This is a genomic window from Nonomuraea sp. NPDC049421 (assembly GCF_040677005.1).
GTDB classification, from domain to species: domain Bacteria; phylum Actinomycetota; class Actinomycetes; order Streptosporangiales; family Streptosporangiaceae; genus Nonomuraea; species Nonomuraea salmonea.
The window spans coordinates 165,114-185,889 of the sequence record NZ_JBFAQA010000005.1 but is presented as its reverse complement, the minus strand read 5'-3'; the positions used below and the strand labels follow the sequence as shown (position 1 = coordinate 185,889).

The 20,776-nt window shown below is 73.7% G+C and carries 18 protein-coding genes; 9 read left to right on the top strand and 9 right to left on the bottom strand.

From position 1 onward, the window contains the following. The first annotated feature begins 106 nt into the window (after positions 1-106). A complete protein-coding gene (locus AB0K18_RS11185; RefSeq protein WP_364913164.1) occupies positions 107-1,663 on the top strand; it encodes a glycoside hydrolase family 43 protein in 1,557 nt (518 codons plus the stop codon). Here the strand turns inward: AB0K18_RS11185 and AB0K18_RS11180 are convergent. Continuing rightward, the gene (locus AB0K18_RS11180) at positions 1,648-2,673 is read right to left on the bottom strand and encodes a LacI family DNA-binding transcriptional regulator (RefSeq protein ID WP_364913161.1); all 1,026 of its coding nucleotides are present in this window, start codon (positions 2,671-2,673) and stop codon (positions 1,648-1,650) included. The genes AB0K18_RS11185 and AB0K18_RS11180 overlap by 16 nt on opposite strands. Before the next feature lie 408 nt (positions 2,674-3,081). Here AB0K18_RS11180 and AB0K18_RS11175 point away from each other — a divergent pair, with 408 nt between their 5' ends. Next, entirely contained in the window at positions 3,082-5,379 is a 2,298-nt protein-coding gene (locus tag AB0K18_RS11175) for a tetratricopeptide repeat protein (protein WP_364913158.1), read from the top strand. Positions 5,380-5,400: 21 nt separating this feature from the next. Here AB0K18_RS11175 and AB0K18_RS11170 read toward each other — a convergent pair whose 3' ends face one another. Both AB0K18_RS11170 and AB0K18_RS11165 read right to left on the bottom strand, forming a co-directional pair. Then, positions 5,401-5,985: a hypothetical protein gene (locus AB0K18_RS11170; RefSeq protein ID WP_364913155.1), complete on the bottom strand. Its 585-nt coding sequence runs from the start codon at positions 5,983-5,985 to the stop codon at positions 5,401-5,403. Positions 5,986-6,000: 15 nt separating this feature from the next. Beyond that, complete coding sequence (locus AB0K18_RS11165; RefSeq protein WP_364913152.1) at positions 6,001-6,546, bottom strand: sugar ABC transporter permease; 546 nt, start codon at positions 6,544-6,546, stop codon at positions 6,001-6,003. A gap of 45 nt (positions 6,547-6,591) precedes the next feature. Here AB0K18_RS11165 and AB0K18_RS11160 point away from each other — a divergent pair, with 45 nt between their 5' ends. From AB0K18_RS11160 to AB0K18_RS11140, 5 genes are all read left to right on the top strand, one after another. Further along, the gene (locus AB0K18_RS11160; RefSeq protein ID WP_364913149.1) at positions 6,592-7,467 is read left to right on the top strand and encodes an AraC family transcriptional regulator; all 876 of its coding nucleotides are present in this window, start codon (positions 6,592-6,594) and stop codon (positions 7,465-7,467) included. 94 nt (positions 7,468-7,561) lie between these two features. Continuing rightward, on the top strand, positions 7,562-8,092 hold the full coding sequence (locus tag AB0K18_RS11155) for a PadR family transcriptional regulator (protein ID WP_364913146.1): 531 nt from the start codon (positions 7,562-7,564) through the stop codon (positions 8,090-8,092). Next, positions 8,089-8,826, top strand: a complete 738-nt coding sequence (locus AB0K18_RS11150) for an ABC transporter ATP-binding protein (RefSeq protein WP_364913143.1) — start codon at positions 8,089-8,091, stop codon at positions 8,824-8,826. Before AB0K18_RS11155 ends, AB0K18_RS11150 begins: the two co-directional genes overlap by 4 nt. Before the next feature lie 5 nt (positions 8,827-8,831). Further along, positions 8,832-10,622 (top strand): FtsX-like permease family protein, encoded by a 1,791-nt coding sequence (locus AB0K18_RS11145; RefSeq protein ID WP_364913140.1) that lies wholly within the window; start codon positions 8,832-8,834, stop codon positions 10,620-10,622. A 153-nt stretch (positions 10,623-10,775) separates the two neighbouring features. Beyond that, positions 10,776-10,922: a hypothetical protein gene (locus tag AB0K18_RS11140; RefSeq protein WP_364913137.1), complete on the top strand. Its 147-nt coding sequence runs from the start codon at positions 10,776-10,778 to the stop codon at positions 10,920-10,922. A gap of 60 nt (positions 10,923-10,982) precedes the next feature. On the opposite strand, the gene AB0K18_RS11135 is transcribed toward AB0K18_RS11140, so the two are convergent. The 4 genes from AB0K18_RS11135 to AB0K18_RS11120 form a co-directional block, all read right to left on the bottom strand. After that, positions 10,983-11,387 carry a spore-associated protein A gene (locus AB0K18_RS11135; RefSeq protein WP_364913134.1) on the bottom strand — a complete coding sequence of 135 codons (405 nt, stop codon included), beginning with the start codon at positions 11,385-11,387 and terminating at the stop codon, positions 10,983-10,985. A gap of 152 nt (positions 11,388-11,539) precedes the next feature. Then, positions 11,540-12,649 carry a C45 family peptidase gene (locus AB0K18_RS11130; RefSeq protein ID WP_364913131.1) on the bottom strand — a complete coding sequence of 370 codons (1,110 nt, stop codon included), beginning with the start codon at positions 12,647-12,649 and terminating at the stop codon, positions 11,540-11,542. An 80-nt stretch (positions 12,650-12,729) separates the two neighbouring features. After that, positions 12,730-15,309, bottom strand: a complete 2,580-nt coding sequence (locus AB0K18_RS11125; RefSeq protein WP_364913128.1) for an FtsX-like permease family protein — start codon at positions 15,307-15,309, stop codon at positions 12,730-12,732. Continuing rightward, positions 15,306-18,284: an ABC transporter permease gene (locus AB0K18_RS11120; RefSeq protein WP_364913125.1), complete on the bottom strand. Its 2,979-nt coding sequence runs from the start codon at positions 18,282-18,284 to the stop codon at positions 15,306-15,308. The genes AB0K18_RS11125 and AB0K18_RS11120 overlap by 4 nt, the downstream gene beginning before the upstream one ends. 194 nt (positions 18,285-18,478) lie before the next feature. Here AB0K18_RS11120 and AB0K18_RS11115 point away from each other — a divergent pair, with 194 nt between their 5' ends. Then, positions 18,479-18,742 carry a hypothetical protein gene (locus AB0K18_RS11115; RefSeq protein WP_364913122.1) on the top strand — a complete coding sequence of 88 codons (264 nt, stop codon included), beginning with the start codon at positions 18,479-18,481 and terminating at the stop codon, positions 18,740-18,742. A 65-nt stretch (positions 18,743-18,807) separates the two neighbouring features. Here the strand turns inward: AB0K18_RS11115 and AB0K18_RS11110 are convergent, their stop codons facing one another. Beyond that, positions 18,808-19,083, bottom strand: coding sequence for a hypothetical protein (locus tag AB0K18_RS11110; RefSeq protein ID WP_364913119.1), 276 nt, complete (start codon positions 19,081-19,083; stop codon positions 18,808-18,810). Positions 19,084-19,291: 208 nt separating this feature from the next. After that, positions 19,292-19,864, bottom strand: a complete 573-nt coding sequence (locus AB0K18_RS11105) for a MarR family transcriptional regulator (protein WP_364913116.1) — start codon at positions 19,862-19,864, stop codon at positions 19,292-19,294. Positions 19,865-20,040: 176 nt separating this feature from the next. On the opposite strand from AB0K18_RS11105, the gene AB0K18_RS11100 reads away from it, so the two are divergent. Next, a complete protein-coding gene (locus AB0K18_RS11100; RefSeq protein WP_345388393.1) occupies positions 20,041-20,775 on the top strand; it encodes an ABC transporter ATP-binding protein in 735 nt (244 codons plus the stop codon). The last annotated feature ends 1 nt before the right edge of the window (position 20,776 follow it).

The window sequence follows — 20,776 nt, the reverse complement described above, 5'->3', positions numbered from 1 at the left end:
GTGCTCTCCGGCGGGGGGCCGGGCCTTGCGTTGGGTTTCTAACCTGATGTTAACGTTGTCATTCTGTCAAGCCCCTTCTTGTAACACGCCACCGGAGCCCGCCCCCGTGCCCACCTTTCGCAACCCCGTCCTGCCCGGCTGCCATCCGGACCCGTCGATCTGCCGGGTCGGGGCCGACTTCTACCTGGTCACCTCGTCGTTCGCGTACTTCCCTGGACTGCCCGTCTTCCACAGCCGTGACCTGGTGCGATGGCGGCAGCTCGGCCACGTGGTGGACCGGCCTGGCCTGCTGCCGCTGGAGGGGCTCGACGTCTCCGACGGGCTGTGGGCGCCGACGATCCGCCACCACGAGGGCCGGTTCTACGTCGTGTCCACGCTCGCCGTGGAGCGGCGCGGCCGGACCACCTTCGTCGCCACCGCCGACGACCCCGCCGGGCCGTGGTCGGACCCGGTGCCGCTGGAGGCCGAGGGCATCGACCCCTCACTGTTCTTCGACGACGACGGCCGCTGCTGGTTCACCGCCTGCCGGGACGCCGCCGGTGACGTCGGGCCGGGCGAGTTGTGGATGCGGGAGCTGGATCTCGAGCGGCTGAAGCTCGTGGGGCCGACCCACGTGCTGTGGCACGGCGCCGTACGAGGGGCGTGGGTGGAGGCGCCGCACCTGTACAAGCGGGACGGGACCTACCACCTGATCGCGGCCGAGGGCGGCACCGAGCGCAACCACAGCGTCACCGCCGCCCGCGCGGGAACCGTCACCGGCCCGTACGTCACCGACCCGCGCAGCCCCCTGCTCACCCACCGGCACCGGGATCCCGGCGAGCCGGTGCACAACGTGGGGCACGCCGATCTGGTGGACACGCCCGACGGCGAGACGTGGGCGGTGACGCTGGGCGTCCGCCCCATCGACGGCACCCACACGCTGGGCCGCGAGACCTTCCTGGTGCCCGTCACCTGGACGCCCGCCGGGCCGGTCTTCGCCCCCGAGTCAGGCGGGGTGCGCCTGGACGAACGCCTCCCCTCGATCGCCGCCGCCCTCCCCGAGGACGAGCCGCCGGCCGGGCGGGAGCACTTCGACGGGCCGGTGCTCGGGCCGGAGTGGAACAGCCTGCGCGGCCCGGTGGATCATCTGACGGGCGACGGGCTGGAGATCGAGGCGGGTCCTGAGCCGCTCTCGACCCTGGGCGTGCCGGCGTTCGTCGGGCGGCGGCAGCAGCACGTACGGTTCCGCGCCCGCACCAGCCTCACCTTCACGGGCGCGCGACCGGGTGCCGAGGCAGGGCTGGCCGTCTTCCAGAACCAGGACCAGCACGCGACGCTCACCCTCATCGACGGCGAGGCGGTGCTGACCGTACGGGAGTCGGGCGTCCCCACCCGCCTGGCCACCGCGCCTGTGCACGGGGAAATCGTGCTGGAGGTGGAGGGCGACGAGACCGGCTACACCTTCCGCGCCGGCTGCGCCACCACCCGGGCCACCACCCGGGCCACCACCCCGGCCACCACCCCGGCCACCACCCCGGCCACCACCTGGGCCACGCTCGGCACGGTCGAGCGCGCCGTCCTCAGCACCGAGCGCGCCGGCGGGTTCGTCGGCGTCTACCTGGGCCTCTACGCCTGCGGCACGGGGCGTGCGCGGTTCGGCTGGTTCGACTACGAGCCGGCCTGATCCCTGGGCGGGGCGGTGCTGCGGCGGACCACCAGCTCGGGCGGGATGCGCTCGGTCGCGGGCGCGTCACCCTTGATCCGCCCCAGCAACTGCTCGACGCAGCGCTCGCCGAGCCCGAGGAAGTCCTGGCGGACGGTGGTCAGCGCGGGCACCAGGTACGCGGCCCCCGGTATGTCGTCGAACCCGACGAGCGAGACGTCCTGCGGCACCCGCACGCCCAGCTCGGCGAAGGCCGCCAGCACCCCCATGGCCATCTGGTCGTTGCCGGTGAAGATCGCGGTCGGCGGCTCGGCCTCGTGCCGCGTCACGAGGTAGGTGGCCAGCCGGTAGCCGCTGTTGCCGGTGAAGTCGCCCTCGAACAGCTCGCCCTGGGCCTCCGGCACCTCCGCCAGCGCGGCCCGCCAGCCGTCCACCCGGGCCCGCGCGTCGTAGGTGCGCAGCGCGCCCGTGAGGTAGGCGACGCGGCGATGCCCCAGCTGCAGCAGGTGGCGTACGGCCAGTCGCGCCCCCAGCTCCTGGTCCAGCTCGACGAAACCGAGGTCGGGGTTGGGCACCGTGCCGGACACGATGACCGTCACCGGCACGTCGGTGGCGATCTCGGCCAGCGCGTCCACCACCATCGGCCGGTCGCCGATCACCGCGACCGCCTCGACCGCCTGGTCGGTGAGCCGCCGCAACGTCTCGGCGAAGTCGCGGGTGCTGCCGCCCTGCCAGCTCGCCAGGTTCACCCAGTAGCCGGCGCGCTGGGCCGCGCTCTGCACGCCGCGCAGCATCCTGGGCAGCTCGTACAGCTCGGCGCCGGCCAGCACCACGCCGATCGTGGAGGAGCGGCGGCTCTTGAGCGCGCGGGCGACGCTGTTGCGCCGGTAGCCGAGCTTCTCGATGGCGGCCTCCACCCTGGCCCGGGTCTCGGGGCGTACGGAGGGGTGGTCGTTGAGCACGCGGGAGACGGTGACGTGGGACACGCCTGCCTCGCGTGCCACGTCCACCATGCCCGGTGCCCGATTCATGTTCATACTCCCGCCTCCGCAGAAGACGGATCATATAGGGCATGCCGTGGTCGCAGGCGTACGCCTTTGCGGCGTACGCGATGCGCTGTCCGGCGAATGCCCGGTTTTCGTCCTGGTGGCCGACCGCCTTCACCGGCGAAGATGAAGGGCCGGTGACGCCATTCTCGCGGACACGGGGGTCCGCCTGCCGCACGCGCGGCTCCGGGCGTTGATCCACCTTGACAAGATTATTTACTTTTCACACGATCAAACGATCAATGCCCAGCTCAGAACATTTGTCCCGCCATTTCGGACACACCTCCGAAATAAACAGACATGACACCCCTAGGTGTTATGGATGGTCTCGTAGACTCCACCCCGGCGGGGGGCACGGGGATATGGGCAATGCGCATGGATCGAGGGGTCACCATGTCTGCTGGGATCGTTCAGGAGGGTCAGAGTCTGGGAGCGCTCGTCCGGGCGTGGCGCAACAGGGCGCTGCTGACCCAGGAGGAGCTGGCGAGCAAGACCGGGGTCAACGTCCGGACGATCCGCCGGCTGGAGGGCGACGCGGTGGAGCGGCCCCGCAGCAGGTCGCTCCGGCTGCTGGCCGAGGCGCTGCAGCTCGACCCGCTCGAACAGGCCGCCTTCGCCGCCGCCGCCCAGGCGGGCCCTCCTCCCCCGCCCGCCGAAGAGGCCGCCGGCCCGGAGACAGAAGGCGGGCGGCGCGAGCCGCGGCAGCTTCCTGTGGGGGTGTCCAGGTTCGTGGCCAGGACGGAGGCGCTGGCGGAGCTGGACCAGCTGCTGGGGCCGCAGGCGGGCGGCGCAGCCACCCGGATCTGCGTCGTCTCCGGCATGGCCGGCGTCGGCAAGACGTGCCTGGCGCTGCACTGGGCGCACCGGGCGCGCGGCTGGTTCCCTGACGGCCAGCTCTACGTCAACCTCAAGGGCTTCTGCCCGTCGGGCGACGCCGTGGACCCGCGCGACGCCCTGGGCACGTTCCTCGAAGCGCTGGGCGTACCGCCCCGGCAGATCCCGGACGACCTCGCCGCACGTTCCGCCCTCTACCGCACGACGTTGTCCGACAGGCGGGTCCTCATCGTGCTGGACAACGCCCTGGAGGCCGAGCAGGTCAAGCCGCTGCTGCCCGCGGCCCCGTCCTGCGCGGTGCTGGTGACCAGCCGCAACACGCTGACCGGCCTGGTCGCGACGGAGGCGGCCGCCGCGCTGACCCTCGACCTGCTGCGCGACGAGGAGGCCAGGGAGCTGCTGGCCGGCCGGCTGGGCGCGGCCCGCGTCGCCGCCGAGCCCGATGCGGCCGGCGCGATCATCGCCCGCTGCGCCGGGCTGCCGCTGGCGCTGGCGATCACGGCCGCGCACGCCGCCACCCACGCGCTCTCCCTGGCCTCGGTCGCCGCCCAGCTCGGCGACCGGCGCCGCCGCCTCGACACGCTCGACGCCGGTGATCCGGCGGCCGACGCCCGTGCCGTCTTCTCCTGGTCGTACCGGACGCTGAGCGCCGAGACGGCCCGCCTGTTCCGGCTGCTGGCGGTGCATCCCGGGCCCGACTTCACCCCGGCCGCGATGGCCAGCCTGGCGGGCGTCACGCCCGAGCGGTTACGCGCGCCGGTCGGCGAGCTGCGCAGCGCGCACCTGCTCACCGAGCACCTGCCCGGCCGCTACAGCCTGCACGACCTGCTGCGCAGCTACGCCGCCGAGCTGGTACGCCCGCACGCCGCCGAGCGGCGGGCCGCGCTGCACCGCCTGCTCGACCACCACCTGCACACCGGCCACGCCGCCGCCCGCCTGCTCAACCCGCACCGCGAGCCCATCACCCTCGCCTCCCGCCAGGCGGGCGTGACGGTCACCGCGTTCGACGGCTACGAGCAGGCGTTCGCCTGGTACGCGAACGAGCACCGCGTGCTGCTCGGGCTGATCTCCCGGGCCGCCGCCGAGGCGTTCGACGTACACGCCTGGCAGCTCGTCTGGGTCGTCACCGACTTCCTCTACCGGCAGGGTCACTGGGACGAGTGGCGCGCCACCCAGCGCGCCGGGCTGGACGCCGCCGAGCGGCTCGGCGACGTACGCGCGCAGGCCATCGCCCACCGCGGCATCGCCATGGCCTGCTCGAACCTGGGCCGGCACGTGGAGGCGCAGCCGCACATCCGGCTCGCGCTCGACCTGTACGACCGGCTCGGCGACCGCGTCGGCCAGGCGCACACCCACGTCAACCTGTGCGCGCTGCTCTACCGGCAGGGCCAGTACACCGAGGCGCTGCACCACGGCACCCGGGCGCTGCGCCTGTACGTGGCCGCCGACGACCTCATCGGGCAGGCGATGGCGCTCAACACGGCGGGCAACGTGCTCGTGGAGACCGGCGAGTACGAGCAGGCGCTGCGTTACTGCCGCCGGGCCGCCGCCCTGTACGAGCAGCTCGACGACCCCAACAACCAGGCGCTGACCTGGGACACCATCGGCCACGCCTACCACCGGGCGGGCCGGCACTCCGACGCGGTGGCGTACTACCGGCGGGCGGCCACGGTGTTCGAGGAGCTGGACAGCCGCTCCTTCCTCGCCCAGACGCTCGTCAACCTGGGCGACGTCCACGCCACGGCCGGCGCACGGGAACAGGCCCGCGCCGCGTGGCGCCGCGCACTCGGCCTGCTCGCCGAGTCGGGCCGGCCCCAGGCGGACGCCGTACGCGAGAAGCTCGCCGCCCTCCCCTGACCGCCGGGAGGGGCGCAGGTCTCAGGCGCGCTCATCCGCCGAACGCAGGTCCACGACGGCGGCGGCGAACGCCAGCGGGCCCGGCAGCAGCGGCACCAGCAGCGGGATCGCCCAAACGAGCAGCACCGCCAGCAGCACCGCGCAGGCCAGCAGGAGCGTGCCGCGCGGATCGCCGGCCGAGCGGTGCAGCGCCGTACGGACCGACGGCCCGTACGGCGAGGCGACCGCCCGCAGCCCGACGGTCAGCGCCCCCAGCGCGAGCAGGACCAGCGCGGGCGCCATGACGCCGGCGCCCGGCAGCCCGGCACGGACGAGCGCCAGGTCGACCAGCAGCACCCCGGCGAGCAGCGGCAGGGCCAGCCCGGCGGCCAGCGTCCCGGGGGTGAGCCGGGCGCGCAGCCGCCGCGCGTACCCGGCGACGGTGACGTGCGCGCCGCCGGTCGCGGACTCCCTGAGCGACGCGGACGCGGCGGCGAACGCGGCCGGCACGGTCACCACCGGCACCGCCGCGACGGTGGTCAGCAGCCCGGCCAGCAGCATGTCGGCGAAGAGCGCGAACCCCGGCCCGAACGGCTCGCCGGGCGCCCTGCCGGTCACGCGGGCCATCCCGCCCTCAGCCCTTCAGCCCGGAGGTCGCCATGCCCTGCACCAGGTAGCGCTGGAACACGAAGAAGAACAGCACGATCGGCAGCACCGAAACGACTGGATGATCTCCAGCACCAGGTTGAAGAAGACGACCGGCGACAGCATCGGCACGGTGACGGAGACGAACTGCCGCCAGGCGCCGGCGCCGTCGAGGGCGGCGGCCTCGTACAGCTCGGGAGAGATCTGCTGCAGCCCGGCGAGGAAGATCACCATGGGCGCCCCGAACTGCCACACCGCGAGCAGCACCACCGCGAACACCGCGAGCTGCGGGTTCCCGACCCAGCCTCCGGTGTCGATGCCGAACCACTTGAGCACGTCGGTCACCGAGCCGCCGTCGTTGAACAGCGCCCGCCACACCAGCGCGATCGACATGCTCGCCCCGAGCAGCGACGGCGCGTAGAAGGCCGAGCGGTAGAAGCCCCTGCCCCTGGTGAGGTTCTTCAGCAGCATCGCCGCGCCGAGCGCGAGTGCCAGCTTCAGCGGCACGGCCACGACGACGTACAGCATGGTGGTCGTGGGCATTTCGGGGGGACGGGCGCGCGAGACGGCTCGGCGTAGGGTGGAGCGATGGGATTCGACGAGCTGCTCTCCCTGCTCGACCGGCACGTCCGCCCCGACGAGACCACTGCCGTCGACGGCCTGCACATCGCCAGGATCGAGCAGCCCGGCCCGCCCTCGCCCTCCATGTCGGGCACGGTGCTCGCGGTGCTCGCCCAAGGGGCGAAGCGGCTCGTGGTGGGCGACCGGGTGCTCGAATACCGGCCGGGCAGCTACCTGGTGGCCTCCATCGACCTGCCGTGCACCGGCCACTTCGTGGACATCGGCCCCGATCATCCCGCCGTGGGGATGGCGCTCGTCCTCGACCCGTCCGCCATCGCCGACCTGCTGCTCCACGCCGACCCGCCGCAGGGGCGGGGGCCCGCGCTGCCCGGCATCGCCGTCGCGTCCATGACGGACGACCTCCTCGACGCCCTGACCCGCCTGGTCCGGCTGCTCGACCGGCCGGGCGACCAGGCCGTGCTGGCGCCGATGGTCAAGCGCGAGATCCTGTGGCGGGTGCTCACCGGCGACCAGGGCGGCACCGTGCGCCAGCTCGGCCTGGCCGACAGCAGCCTCAGCCACGTCGCCAGGGCGGCGCGGTGGATCAAGGAGCACTACGCGGAGCCGTTCCGCGTCGAGGACCTGGCCCGTACGGCCGGCATGAGCCCGTCGGCGTTCTACCGGCACTTCCAGACCGTGACCGCGCTGAGCCCGATCCAGTTCCAGAAGCAGCTCCGCCTCCAGCAGGCCCGGCTGCTGCTCGCCGCCCATCCCCGCGACGTCACCGCCGTCGCCCACAGCGTCGGCTACGACAGCGCCTCCCAGTTCAGCCGCGAGTACCGCCGCCAGTACGGCCTGCCTCCAAGCCAGGACGCCACCCGCCTCACCGGCCGGCCGGTGTGATCACACCGCGCGTACGACGGCGGCGGTGCGTGCGCCGCTTTGACACTCCCCTTGGGTAACCGCTATCTATTAGCCAACCGTTAGGGGAGCGACCATGCAGGACGCGGTGCTCGCGATGCTCGCCAAGGAGCCGTCGCACGGCTACCAGTTGCACGCCCGGCTGCGCCGCAGCCTGGGCCCGCTCGGCGAGGCGATGAACCGGGGCCAGATCTACGTGACGCTGTCCCGCCTGGAGAAGGCGGGGCTCGTCGTCTGCGAGCGGGCCGACGGCCTGCCCGACCGGCCCGAGCGCAAGGTCTACGCGCTGACGCCGGCCGGGCAGCAGCGGGTGACCGCCTGGCTGAGCGAGGTGGGCTGGCCGAAGCCCGACCTCGCGGAGTTCCATCTCAAGCTCACCGCCGCCGCGGCGGCCCGGCTGGCCGACCCGGTGGAGCTGGTCGCCGCGCAGCGCCGCGAGCTGCTGCGCCGCCTGCGCGAAGCCCAGCAGGCGGCGCTCGCCGAGCCGCCCGGGCCGGGGGCCGCCCTGCTGCTCGAGGGGGTCGTGCTGCGGTTGCAGGCCGACCTGCGCTGGCTCGACGTCTGCGAACGCGCCTGGACGCCCGGCGCCGGGACGGAGGACGCATGATCGCGGTGCAGACCCGCGGCCTGGTGAAGACGCACGGCCAGGGGCAGAGCCGGGTCCGCGCGGTGGACGAGATCGACCTGGAGGTGCCCGAGGGGCAGTCGCTGGCCGTGATGGGGCCGAGCGGCTGCGGGAAGTCCACACTCCTGCACCTGCTGGGCGGTCTCGAACGGCCGACCGAGGGCGAGGTGTGGGTGGACGGGCGGCGCATCGACACGCTGAGCGAGCGTGCCCTGGCCCGGCTGCGGCGGCGCTCCGTGGGCTTCGTGTTCCAGGCGTTCCACCTGGTGGAGGAGCTGTCGGCGGCCGAGAACGTCGAGCTGCCCGCGCTGCTCGCCGGCCGCTCGCCCCGGCAGGCCAGACGCCGCGCGGCCGGCCTTCTCGAACGGGTCGGCCTCGCGGAACGCGCCCGTCATCTGCCGTCGGAGCTGTCGGGCGGCCAGCGCCAGCGCGTCGCCGTCGCCCGCGCGCTGGTCAACGACCCGCGCGTCGTCCTCGCCGACGAGCCCACCGGCAACCTCGACAGCGCCGCCACGAACGACATCCTGCGCATTTTCGAGGACCTGCGCGGCTCGGGCCAGACGCTGGTGATCGTCACCCACGACGAGCGCGTGGCGGCCACGGCCGACCGGCTGATCACCATGCGCGACGGCATGTTCGTCGGCGACACCGTCATGACCGGCACCGGCGGCCAGTGGCTGGGCGGGCTGGGCGGGCTCATCGGGCTGGAGGGCTGACCGCCGTGAGCTCTCTCGTGCTCGTCGCGCGGCTGGTGCGGGCCGATCTGCGGCGGCATCGCGTTCAGGGGGTGCTGCTCCTGCTCGCGGTGGCGGTGGCCACGGCGACGCTGGCCGTGGGGGTGTCCCTGCCCGGCGTCAGCGACTCCCTTCACGCGCAGACGCGCGCCGCCACCGCCGGGCCCGACGTGGTGGTGCTTTCCGGGGAGTCGGGGCCTGCCGTGGCGCCGGCTCTGGCCTCGCTGACGGAGGATCCGCGGGTCGTCGCGCACCGGGGGCCGTACCGGATCGTCTACGGCGAGCTCAGCGCGCGCGACGGGATCAAGTCGCCCGTCGTGGTGCATGCCATCGACGAGCGGCCCGCCGCCGTCGAGCGGCCGGTGGTGACCTCGGGCGAGTGGGTGCGTCCCGGCGGCCTGGTGCTGGAGCGGGGGTTCGCGACCGCGCTGGAGGTCGGGCCCGGTGACCGGGTGACGATCGCCGGGCGGACGTACCCCGTCGTCGGGGTCGCCGTCACGGCGGCCACCTCCATCTACCCGTGGGCGGCGCAGATCGGGCCGGGCGGCGGTCCCAGCGACTACAGCGGGCTGGCCTGGCTGACCACGTCCGACGCGCGGGCTCTGGCGGAGGCCCGCGACCTCGAGGTCACCACCGCCGTGGATCTCAAGCTGCGCGACCCCGCCACCGCCGACACCTTCCGCGACGCCCACCACGAGCTCGACGCCATCAGGGTGAACTTCCACTCCTGGCAGTTCACGGCGCAGCAGGACATGGTGATCCTCAGGAACAGCCAGCCGATCCTGGTGCTCGGCGGATGGCTGCTCGACCTGCTGGCCGTCACCGGCGTGGCCGCGCTGGCCGCCGGGCGGACGGCCGAGCAGACCCGCAGGGCCGGGCTGCTCAAGGCCGTCGGCGCCACCCCCGGCCTGATCGCGACCGTCCTGCTCACCGAGTACCTGGTGCTCGCGGTGGCGGGGAACGTGCTCGGGCTGGTGGCCGCCCGGCTGGCCATGCCGGCCGTGGCCACCCCCACCGCCAGCAGGATCGGCGACGTCACGCTGACCGGCTCGGCCGTGGTCGCGACGGCGGTGCTGGCCGTCGTGGTGGCGGTGCTGTCGACGCTGCGTCCCACGCTGCACGCCCTGCGTACGGCCACCGTCACGGCACTGGGCGCCGGCGTGCGCCGCCCGCGGCACCGGCCCTGGCTGACCGCGCTGTCCGCGCTGCTGCCCACGCCGCTCCTGCTCGGGCTGCGGCTGACCGCTCGCAGGCCGGGCCGCGCCGTGCTGCAGGCGTGCGCCACCGCCGTCACCGTCATCACGCTGATCGCCCTGCTGGCCCTGCAGGCGCAGCACAACCGCGGCTACGGCCTGAACGGCTCCTCCGCCCTGCCGAACCTGCGCGGCGAGCACGACCGCCGGGTGCTGCTCGCCGTCACCGTGCTGATCGTCGTCCTGGCGGTGGTGAACACGCTGATCCTCACCTGGACCACCGCCATGGACGCCCGCCTGAACCTGGCCATCGCCCAGGCCGTCGGCGCCACCCCCGGTCAGGTGGCCGCCGGGCTGTCCGTCGCCCAGCTTCTGCCCGCGGTGTCGGGCGCGCTCGCCGGCGTGCCACTGGGCGCGTTCATGAACCTGCTGTTCAGCGCCAGGAACGCGGTGGCGCCGCCGGCGTGGGGGTTGTTCGCCGTGGCGGCGGCGGCCGTGGTGGTGACGGCGGCGCTGGTCGCCCTGCCCACCCGGCTCGCGGCCCGGCGCCCGGTGGCCCCGACGCTCAGCGCCGAGGCGGCGTAATCGTAGCTGTCCCATAATGGGAGGCGATCGCGGCGGCGTCGCCCAGGACGAGCTGGCGTCGGGTTCCGCCGCGCGCCACGACTTCGACCGGGGCTACGGCCCGGCGACGAACCGGATGCTCAGGCTGGTGCGAGCGCCCTGTGGACGACGGCGATGGCGGGCGGCGACGTGGACACCACGTGCGCCATCGTCGGCGGCATCGTGGCCGCCGGCGCGGCCACGCGCCTGCCGGACGAGTGGCGGGCCCGCTGCGAGCCCCTGCCCGCCTGGTCCGGCGCCCCGCCATTCGCCACCCCTTAGGCGGCCCGGGTCACTTCAGGCCGGGTCACTTCAGGCCGGGTCACCTTCAGGCGGTAGGGATCACTTGCCGCAGTGGCCGAACTTCGAGGTCCACTTCTTCTTGCCGTAGTCGCCGCCCCACTGGACGCAGTAGCCCCTGGCGTCGATCTTGACGGGCCCGGCGTAGGTGGTGAAGTTACCGCCGTCCACCTTCCACGGCTGGCGCTCCCGGTGGATCAGCGCCTTGAGGTAGACCCGCTTGCTGCTGGGCTTGTTGCGCCACGTGACGACGCAGTTGGTCTTGCCGTTGTAGAGCAGGTAGACGGTGGCGCCGCCCAGGCTGTGCTTGTCGATCACGTGGTAGCTGCTGCCGCACGCGGCGATGGGCGACGACGCCGCCTGCGCGGGGGCGCTCGTGAGGAGGGATCCGGCGAGGGCGGCCGCACTGGTGAGCGCGAGCACGCCGGCCCGGTTGTATCTGCGCATAAGAGCCGTTCCTAACGTCGTCCAGCTGTCGCGCGGTGGCTGCTCGCGCCCGCACCGGGCACGAAGATCGCCACACACGTGGTGCGGTGCAACTTATGCACCTTTGCTACCAGTGTCAAACGTAGGTAAAGGACGGCCCCATACGCCACAGGTCACCCTCGGCGGGCGCTGAAGACCAGCTCGTCGGTGTACCGCCCGTCCCCCAGGTAGAAGGAGCTCGACAGGGTCCGCTCGGCGGTGTCGAAGACCGTACGCCACAGCGTGCGGAACGGCCCGAACTCGGGCGCGCGCACCACCTCCAGGCCGTCGCACATGTCGCGCTCCGACATCGTGACGCCCTTGCTGTGCTCGTACAGCGCGCGCAGCCGGCCGTACGTGCCGAGCGTCTCCTCGGTGTCGGCGGGCAGCGCCATCGGGTCGGGGTGGCGGTGCAGCTGGTGGTTGGTGACGCACAGCGGCCCGTCGCCGACCTCCACGATGTGCTCGGTGCCGTTCGCGCCGCGCTCCCACACGAACGCGCCGCCGTGCGCGTCGGAGATCAGGTAGTGCAGCGGCGCGCCGTGGTCGTACTGCTTGGCGCACAGCAGCGCCTGCTTGGCCTGCTCCACGGTCGCGCAGGTGTCGATCAGGAACCGGGGCAGTTGCAAGCTGCTCAGGCCGACCTGCGGGGTGGTGTCCTGCGGCGGCTCGGCGTTCTCGATGTCGGCGATCAGCAGCGTCACCGCCAGCCCCGCCTCGTTGATGCCGTCCATGCAGCCGTCGAGGTCCGACATGGTGATCACGGTGGAGGCGAGGCCGTCGTCCGGGATCGTGGTGATCACGTACGGGCGGGCGGCCATCGGCAGCTCGTCCGGCCCCGGTGCGCCGCCGTTGAACTCGCTCGCGGTCAGGGTGAAGAAGTCGTAGTTGCGGGCCATCCTGCCGTGACCGTCCGCCGACGCCGACGGCGGCACCCACAGGGCCGAGCAGGCGGAGCCGGTCGGGACGTAGCCGAGCCCGTCCAGGGCCAGCTCGTCCTGGTCGGGGTCAAGGCCGAGCGCCTCGGCCGCGCCGTCCATCCTGGCGTGGTGTTGCGGCCAGTGCCGCTCGAACCAGGTCCGCCTGGCCCGGTTCACGGTGGGGTCCACCGGGCGGGGCCGCCAGCCGAGCCGCAACGCCTCGTCGGTGAGCCGCCTGCCGATCCCGATCTGCCCGCCCTGTACGGTCATGTGACGCACGAGCTGGAAGTCCTGCCTGCCGCCCGCGACTTGAGTGATGTTCATGCCCCCGACCCTCCCGCCCCCCGCTGACCGCGCCCTGACCCTCCGCTGACGGCCTGCAGGCGGCACCCCCTTGAGTTCGGTCAGTCGGTGCCGACGCGGAGTGCGGCGTCGAGTTTGCGGCGCCGCGTCATGGCGGTGTGGGCGTACGCCCCCGCCACCGCGCACAGCGCCAGCCCCGCCGCCAGCGCCGCAGGTGTGAGCAGGCCCGGGGTGTGGTCGGCGACGGGCAGGCCGCCGGCGAACACCGACACGTCCACACCGGGGCCGAGCGCCGCGGGCAGCCCCATGCCCAGGGCCACGCCCACGGGCGCGGTGATGACGACGACGGGCAGCAGCTCCAGCAGGGTCAGCCGCCTGGCCTGCCGGTCGGACAGCCCGAGCGTGCGCAGCAGCGACACCGTCCGCGCCCGCCCCTCGGCCCCGGCGACGAGCGACAGCACGATCGCGACCAGCGCGTACGCCCCCAGCGCCACCGTCACCACGACCATCGTCGTCCGGACGGTCCCGGTCAGCGGATCGGCCTGGATGGCCCGCAGCGCCGCCTCCTGCGTCTCGATGGTGGCCGACGGGACGAGCCGGGCCAGTTCGGCGGGGCTGATGTCGCCCTTGATGAGCAGCGTGTCGGCCGCGTGCCAGGGCAGCACCTCCCACGGCACGAGGAGGAACTGCCCGCCGGCGTAGAACCCGGGCACGGCGTCGATGACGCCCTGGGCGTTCAGGCGTAGGGGTGACAGCCAGGTGAGGTCGAAGGTGCCGCGCGGCCCGAGCGCGGGCGAGACCAGCGCGGACGTGCCGCCGGACAGGGCGGGCAGGCTGATCGGGGCGCCCTCGTTCACCCGCCGCCACTGGGCGAAGTCCACGGCGACGACGTACGGCTGCTCGCCGGTGCCCGTGATCTGCGCGCGGCCGGTCATGGCGGGGGCCACCCGCTCGACGCCGGGCGCGGTGCGTACCCGCTCGATCGTCTCGGGCGTGAGGCCGGCCGCGGTGAGCTTGACGGGCGCGCCCACCTTCTGCCAGGACGCCACCTGCTGGGTGGTGGTGATCCCGTCGTGGATCACCGCGGCGAACACCGACAGGCTCAGCGCGGGCAGCAGGATCAGCACCGGCAGCGCTCCCGTGGCGCGCTGCCTGGCCGCCCTGGCCAGCCCCAGGAACGGCACGGCGGCCCGCCCGCGCGCGGCCAGCCGGACGAGCAGCCGCAGCGGGTAGGGGTGGCAGCGCAGGGTGATCAGCGCGGCGGCGAGCGTCAGCGCGACGGGGATCACCAGCAGGTACGGATCCTGCCGCGCGCTCCCCGACACCCCTCTGGCCCGCAGCAGGTACGCCCCCGCCAGCGCGAGCACGACGACCAGCGCCTCCACCGTGACGCGCCGCGCGGACGGCCGGACCGCGGCCAGGTCGCCGCGCCGCTCGCGCAGTGGGGTGCGGTGGGCGAGCGCCACGCGCGTCCCGGCGAAGGCCACGGTGACGACGACCACGGCCAGGGGCCCGATGTGCACGATCGGCAGCGCGGGCCCCGGCAGCAGGTACGCCGGCGCGTACCCGGCGAGCGCGGCGGGCCCCGTCGTGAGCGCGGTCAGCGCGGTCCCCGCGGCCACCACCTGCCCCAGCGCGGCGCCGCGCGCCCGTGCCAGGGCGAGCGTGCGTTCCATGCGGTCGGTCAGCAGCCGCGCGGCGAGCGCGATGACGCCGAGCGCGACCGCGAACAGCCCGCCGAGCACGAGGTACAGGACGGTCTGGGCGGCGGCGAGCGCGGTCAGGAAGGCGGTGATGAGCTGGGGCAGCCCGGTGGCCAGGCGGTAGCTGATGAGGCCGGTGCCCTGGACGTCCACCTGCCGGCGGAACTCGGCGACCGCGGCGGGGACGCCGGGCGCGGACAGGGCGTTCGCGGCGCGCGGGTCGAGCGGGAACACCCAGCGGTAGGTCAGGTTGCGGGTGGGGTCGGCCAGCGCGGCCAGCCCGGCGTCCGCCATGAGCGTGGTGGTGTGCAGCTCCTCCGGCCCGTCGGCGGGCACGGCGTGGGTGACGTGCAGGACGTCGGCGTCGTGGCCCCAGGCGCGGTCGGCCGGGTCCTTGGCGCGGAAGACGCCGACGATCCGCACGGCCGTGTGCACGCTCTCGCCGAGCAGCCTGGTCTCACCGACGCGCAGCCCCATCCGGGACTCGGCCTCCTCGGCGACGCCCACCTCGATGACGGGGATCGTGCTTCCCGCGTACCGCATGGTGGTGGGCGCGCCCGGGGCACGGCCGCGCACCCAGTCCACGCGCCGGTCGGCGTCGGAGAGCCAGCCGAGGTTGACGAACTCGCGGATCGGGCCCTTCCCCTCGGCGGGCGTGCGGAAGGTCTTGGCGCTGATGTGGCCGCCCGGCCCGGTCAGGGGGCGCAGCGCGGCCGGCACGAGTGCGCGCCAGCGCTGCGCCGCGTACTCGAACTCGGCGCGCGAGTGCAGCTCGCCGGGTTGCTGCGCCGGGGCGCCGGTGACGGTCAGGTCGGCGGCCGTCACGTCGGCCCCGGTCAGCGATCTGCGCAGCGCCTCGTCGTACGACGCCTGCATGGTTCGCGGCAGCCCGGAGACCAGCAGGCAGGCGAGCGCCGTCAGCACGGCGAGCAGCGCGACGGTGCCCGCGTGCGTGCGGACGCCCAGGGGGATCCTCAACGTTCCTCCAAGCTCTGTCCCCGCCACATGCGCTCGGCCAGCCCCGCGACGATCACCGCGAGCACCGCCGTCACCACGGCCAGCAGCACCGCCACGGACCCCCACGGGAGCCGGAACAGCACGTCGGGCGCCACCGCCGCCGCCTGCCCGCTCAGCACGATGCGCGGCACCACCAGGCCGCCGACCGCGACGGCGAGCGCGGTGCCGGACGCGAGCGACAACCCGATGACGAACGCCTGCTCGGTGGCGAGCAGCCCGAACATCTGCCGGGGCCCGGTGCCGAGCGCCCGCAGCACCGCGAACTCGGCCCGCCGCTCCCGCGCCGCGACCACCGCGTTCACCAGGAAGCCGAGCACCGCGAAGCCGAGCGCCGCCGCGAACCCCAGCGTCAGCCCGCCGCGCAGCGCGCCGGCCAGCGGGTCGTCGCGCAGCTTCGCCGCCAGCTCGTGCCGGTCCACGGCGGTGACGTCCCATTGCGGGTTGCGGCGCAGCACCTCCCTGGCGGGCGCCGAGTCGGTGGTGGCGAGCCACCATTCGGTGGCGGGCCTGGACGGCTGCGCGGCGGCCAGCTCGTACGTGTGCAGCGACTCCCAGTCGGCGAGCACGCCCTCCTGCCCGGGGTCACTGGTGGGCAGGCTCGTCACGATGCCCACGACCTCGATCCGCACGACCAGTCCGGAGAAGCGCACCTCCCCGGACTGACCCGTGGTCAGCCTGAGCGCGGCGGCGAGGCCGGACGTGAGCACCACGGGCAGCGGCCTCCGCGCGGCGCCGAGCGCCCCGCTCACCGGAACGTCACCGCCGTCCGCGCTCAGCGCGGTCAGCCGCGGGTCCCCCGCCCCCGCGAGGCCGCGTACGGACAGCGGATAGGTGATCGTGCCCGAGCGGCCCGCGAGCGAGGCCAGGTCGAGCTCGACCGTGTTGGCGCCTTCTCGCAGTTCGCCGAGCGGCAGGTCGTGCCAGACGCCGAGCGCGTCGGACAGCACCAGCCTGCCGGGCCCGGCGGCGCGCGCGTCGGCCCGCACGGTGAGCGCGCGCGGCTTGCCGGGCAGCTCCAACCGTGCGCCCCGATCGCCGGTGATCGCGGCGGCGAGCTGCGGAACCGTCTGTGCCGACAGGTCGGGACGCAGGTGGAGCAGCTCGGGCAGCCGGTCGGCGTCCAGGGCGAGCAGCAGCGCGCTCTCGCCGCCCACGTCGGTCTGCGCGCGGAAGGCGGGCGAGGCGGCGGTGACGCCCGGCAGCGCCGCGAACGCCGTCCCCCGCCCGAGCACCCCCAGCTCAGGCCCCTCGGAAGGCCCGCGCAGCCGCAGGTCGGCGCCCGCCTGGTGGTCGGCCTGGTCGCGGTGCGAGGTCTGCCAGGTGGCGGTGGTGGCCAGGGAGATGACGCCGATCGCGATGGCCAGGGTCAGCAGCAGCGCGGGGCCCGCGTACCTGAGCGGCCGTCTGCTCACCTGCCAGGCGCCCAGCGCGGGCGCGAGGCCGGCGCGGCGGGCGGTGACCCGCTCGGCCAGCCGCGACACGCGCGGCACGAGGCGCAGCCCCAGCAGGCCGCCCGCGAGCAGGGCCAGGGCGGGGCCGGTGATGATCAGCGGGTCGATGCCGAGCCCGCCCGCCGCCGTCGCGGTGACCGGGCCGCCGTAGCGCTGCAGCTGCCAGATCGCCAGCCCGGCCGCCGCCAGCAGCGCCAGGTCGCCGCCCGCGCCGTGGATCAGCGCGCGCCGCAGGCCACGGCCGCGCGCCGACTGCTCCTGCACGTACGTGCGCCGCCCGCCCGCCACCGCCGGCAGCGCCAGCAGCACGGCGGCGGCCGAAGCCACCCCGAACGAGACGAGGTACGCCCCCGCGTCCGGCTCGGTCCGCACCGAAGTCCCGGACAGCAGGCCGATCAGCGCGATCAGCGGCGGCCCGAGCAACGGCGCGACCACCCCGCACGGCAGCGCGATCAGCAGGGCCTCGCCGCCCGCCAGCGCCACCAGCCGGCCCGTGCCCGCGCCACGCGAGCGCAGCAGCGCCGTCTCCATGCGGCGGTGGTCGGTCAGCAGCCGCGCGGTCAGCACCAGCGCGTAGCCGGCCAGCAGCAGGAGCTGCAGCATCGAGATCAGCAGCACCGAGCGGGTCACCAGGGACGCGCTGTCGAGCTGGGTGAGCAGCGCGGGCAGGTCGGTGGCGGTCAGGCAGGTGACGCAGCCCGCCGCCGGCAGCCCGCGGCTCAGCCCGCCGACGGCGGCCGCCAGCGGGCGCAGCCGCTCGGCGGTCAGCGTGCCGAAGCCGGGCTCGGCCGCCCAGACGGCCCTGACGCGGGTGGCGAAGCCGGCGACGAAGGTCTCGGGGGTCACGATGAGGGGCCCGTACGTGGTGTACTCGCCGCGCTCCACGCCCCGGCTCAGCAGCTCTTCACCGGCCCAGCGCTCGCCCACCGGGTCGTCGAGCCGGAAGACGCCGACGACGCGGACCTTGACCGGGTGGCCGTCGCCGCGCGCCTTGGTGACGAACTCCTCGCCGGCCTCGAACCCGGTGGCGGTGGCCGCCGGCTCCGAGATCGCCGCCTCCACCGTCTCTCCCCCGGTCTGCGGCCACCTGCCCGCGACCAGCCTGGCGTGCCGGTCGAGCCCGTCGTGGCTGCCGAAGCGCAGCAGGCCGGGCAGCTCCTCGTCGTCCTCGCCCGGCATGACGTACGAGTCGGAGCGCAGGCTGGTGGTGACGCCGGGCGGCGCTCCGAAGGTCTCGGTCAGCCGGTCGCGGACCAGGCGGTCGTACTGGGGGAAGGTCGTGGCGTCGACCTGGGCGGTGACGGTGACGCTGGTCTGGCGGTAGTGGGCGTCCCGCACCGCCTCGCGTACGCCCGCGCCGGAGACGGCGGCGGCGTACATGGTCATCGCCACCAGCGTGGTCGTCGCCAGGAGGATCGCCCCGAACGCGCCGAGCAGGAGCAACGGCTCATCCAGGGCCCGCTTCACGACCAGCGGCGCCCGCATTCCCGCCTCTCCTTCCCCCGATCCTTCTAGACCTTCGGACGCGGGCCCGACCGGCGGCAAGAGCGATCGGCCAGCTGATACGGGAAGGTGATCAGGCGAAGTGCTGTCCGAAATCCGGCGTTGACAGATCTCCGTGAAGATCCGTAGCGTGTCCCGAAAGGCCGAATAATCGGTTTCCCGCGGAAAGGAAAAGCGTGCGACGTAGACTGGCGCGAGCCACCTCGACGCTTATGGCGGCGGCATTCCTGACAGCCGGAATAACCTCCCTCTCAGCCGCTCCAGCGGCGGCCGGAACGACGCAGCAGGCGCAGGCCGCGGCCGGCTGGTCACCGTACAAGAATTACGCGACCTACGCCGCGTGCGCCCGCGAGGGCGGCGAACTGCTGAACGCCGGAATCATCAAGGACTGGGACTGCTCGTGGGACAGCCCTTATTGGCTGCTGAGCGTCTACCGCTGAGAAGATGAAACCCGGTCAGGGCGGCGGAGCACCTTTCGCCGCCCTGACCGGGACCTTTTCCGCACCTATTCGATGCGTACGCGCAGGATCCAGAACGGGCTGTCCCAATCGCACCTGTAGGCGATGACGACGCCGCCGCCGAGCATTTCCCTGCCCTGCTGGCGGCAGGCCTCATAGTCGAGATAGTTCTTGTAGTCCACCCATACGGCGGCCGGGGCCGCGACATTCGACGTGCGGGTGGTCTCTGCTTGTGCGGAGGTGGTTGCGAGGAAGGTGCCTCCCGCCGTCAGAAATCCTGTCGCGAGGAGGATCGAAGCGACTTTCGCCAGTCTGCGTCGCACACTTTTCCTTTCCGCAAGGCGTTCAAGAACGCCCTAAATTTCGGCCTTTACCCGACACGCTACGGATCTTGCCCGAAGGGTGTCAATACCGAAATGTCGCCATAACGGGCGACCGCAAGTGACCCCTGTCCACTCCCCGCTCGGGGCGCAGGTCAGCGGGGGGCCGCGGCGTTCAGCGGGGCGGCGGCGTTCAGCAGGGCCGCGGCGTTCAGCGAGGGGCGGCGGCGTCCGGCGAAGAGGTGGCGTCGTCCGGCGAAGGAGTGGCGTCCGGCGAAGGAGTGGCGTCCGGCGAAGGAGTGGCGTCCGGCGCAGGAGTGGCGGCGCGTTCCGCCACGCCGCGCAGTACTTCGACGAGCAGCCCGCGCTCGGACTCCGGCAGCGACCCGAAGAGGTGGCCGCCGATCCGGTCGGTGGCCTGCCGCGCCGCCGCGAGCGTCCGCTCACCCTGGGGCGTCAGCACGATGCAGTAGGCCCGCCGGTCCTGCGGCGCCCGCTCGCGGGCGACCAGCCCGCGAGCCTCCAGCTCGTCGATGAGCCGGACCATCGCGGACTTGTCGATGCGCAGGCGGTCGATGAGATCACGCTGGCTGACCGGGCCGTACATCGGGAGCGCGAGCAGCACGGCGAATGTGCGGACATTGAGACCCAGCGGGCGCAGCGCCTGGTTGAGCCGCTCCCGGCTCTGGTTGTGCACCTCGGCCAGCAGCATCCCGAGCCCCACGTGGTCGGCGGCGGGGCCGCCCTCTCCGGCCAGGAAGCGCTCGAGCAGATCTTGGAGCATGCGGCCCACTGTAGTCCCATCCGATATAGTCTCACAGTGAGATTATCTCGCAGGGGTTCAAATATTCGCCGACCAGGAGAGATCCTCATGCCCGAGCCGACCCGCAGCCGCACACGCCAGGCCACGGCCCGGCAGGACGCGCCGCGCCCGCTCCCCCGCCACGCGGGAGGACCGCGATGACCGGGGCGGGCCAGGTGATGGTCGCCTCGCAGGTGGCCAAGACCTACGGATCAGGCGACGGCGCGGTCAACGCGCTGCGCGGGGTCTCGGCCGCGTTCGTCCGCGGCGAGTTCACCGCGATCATGGGCCCGTCGGGCTCGGGCAAGTCGACGTTCATGCACTGCCTGGCCGGTCTTGACGTGGTGACGTCCGGCACGATCAGGGTCGGCGAGACCGACCTCACCCAGCTGTCCCGCACCCGGCTCACCGAGCTGCGCCGCGACCGCATGGGCTTCGTCTTCCAGTCGTTCAACCTGCTGCCGATGCTGACCGCCGAGGAGAACATCAGGCTCACCGGCCGGCTGGCGGGCCGTGACGTGGAGCCCGGCTGGTTCGACACGATCGTGGACGCGCTCGGCCTGCGCGGCCGGCTGAGCCACCGGCCCTCGGAGATGTCCGGCGGCCAGCAGCAGCGGGTCGCCGTCGCGCGGGCGCTGCTGACCAGGCCGGAGGTGCTGTTCGCGGACGAGCCGACCGGGAACCTGGACTCGAACTCCAGCGCCGAGGTGCTGAGCTTCCTGCGCGCCGCCGTGGACGACTACCAGCAGACGGTGGTCATGGTCACCCACGACCCGGCCGCCGCCGCGTACGCCGACCGGGTGCTGTTCCTGGCCGACGGGATGATCGTGGACGAGCTGGCCGGGCCCACCATCGACGCCGTGCACGCCCGCATGCGCAAGATCGAGGGCTGAG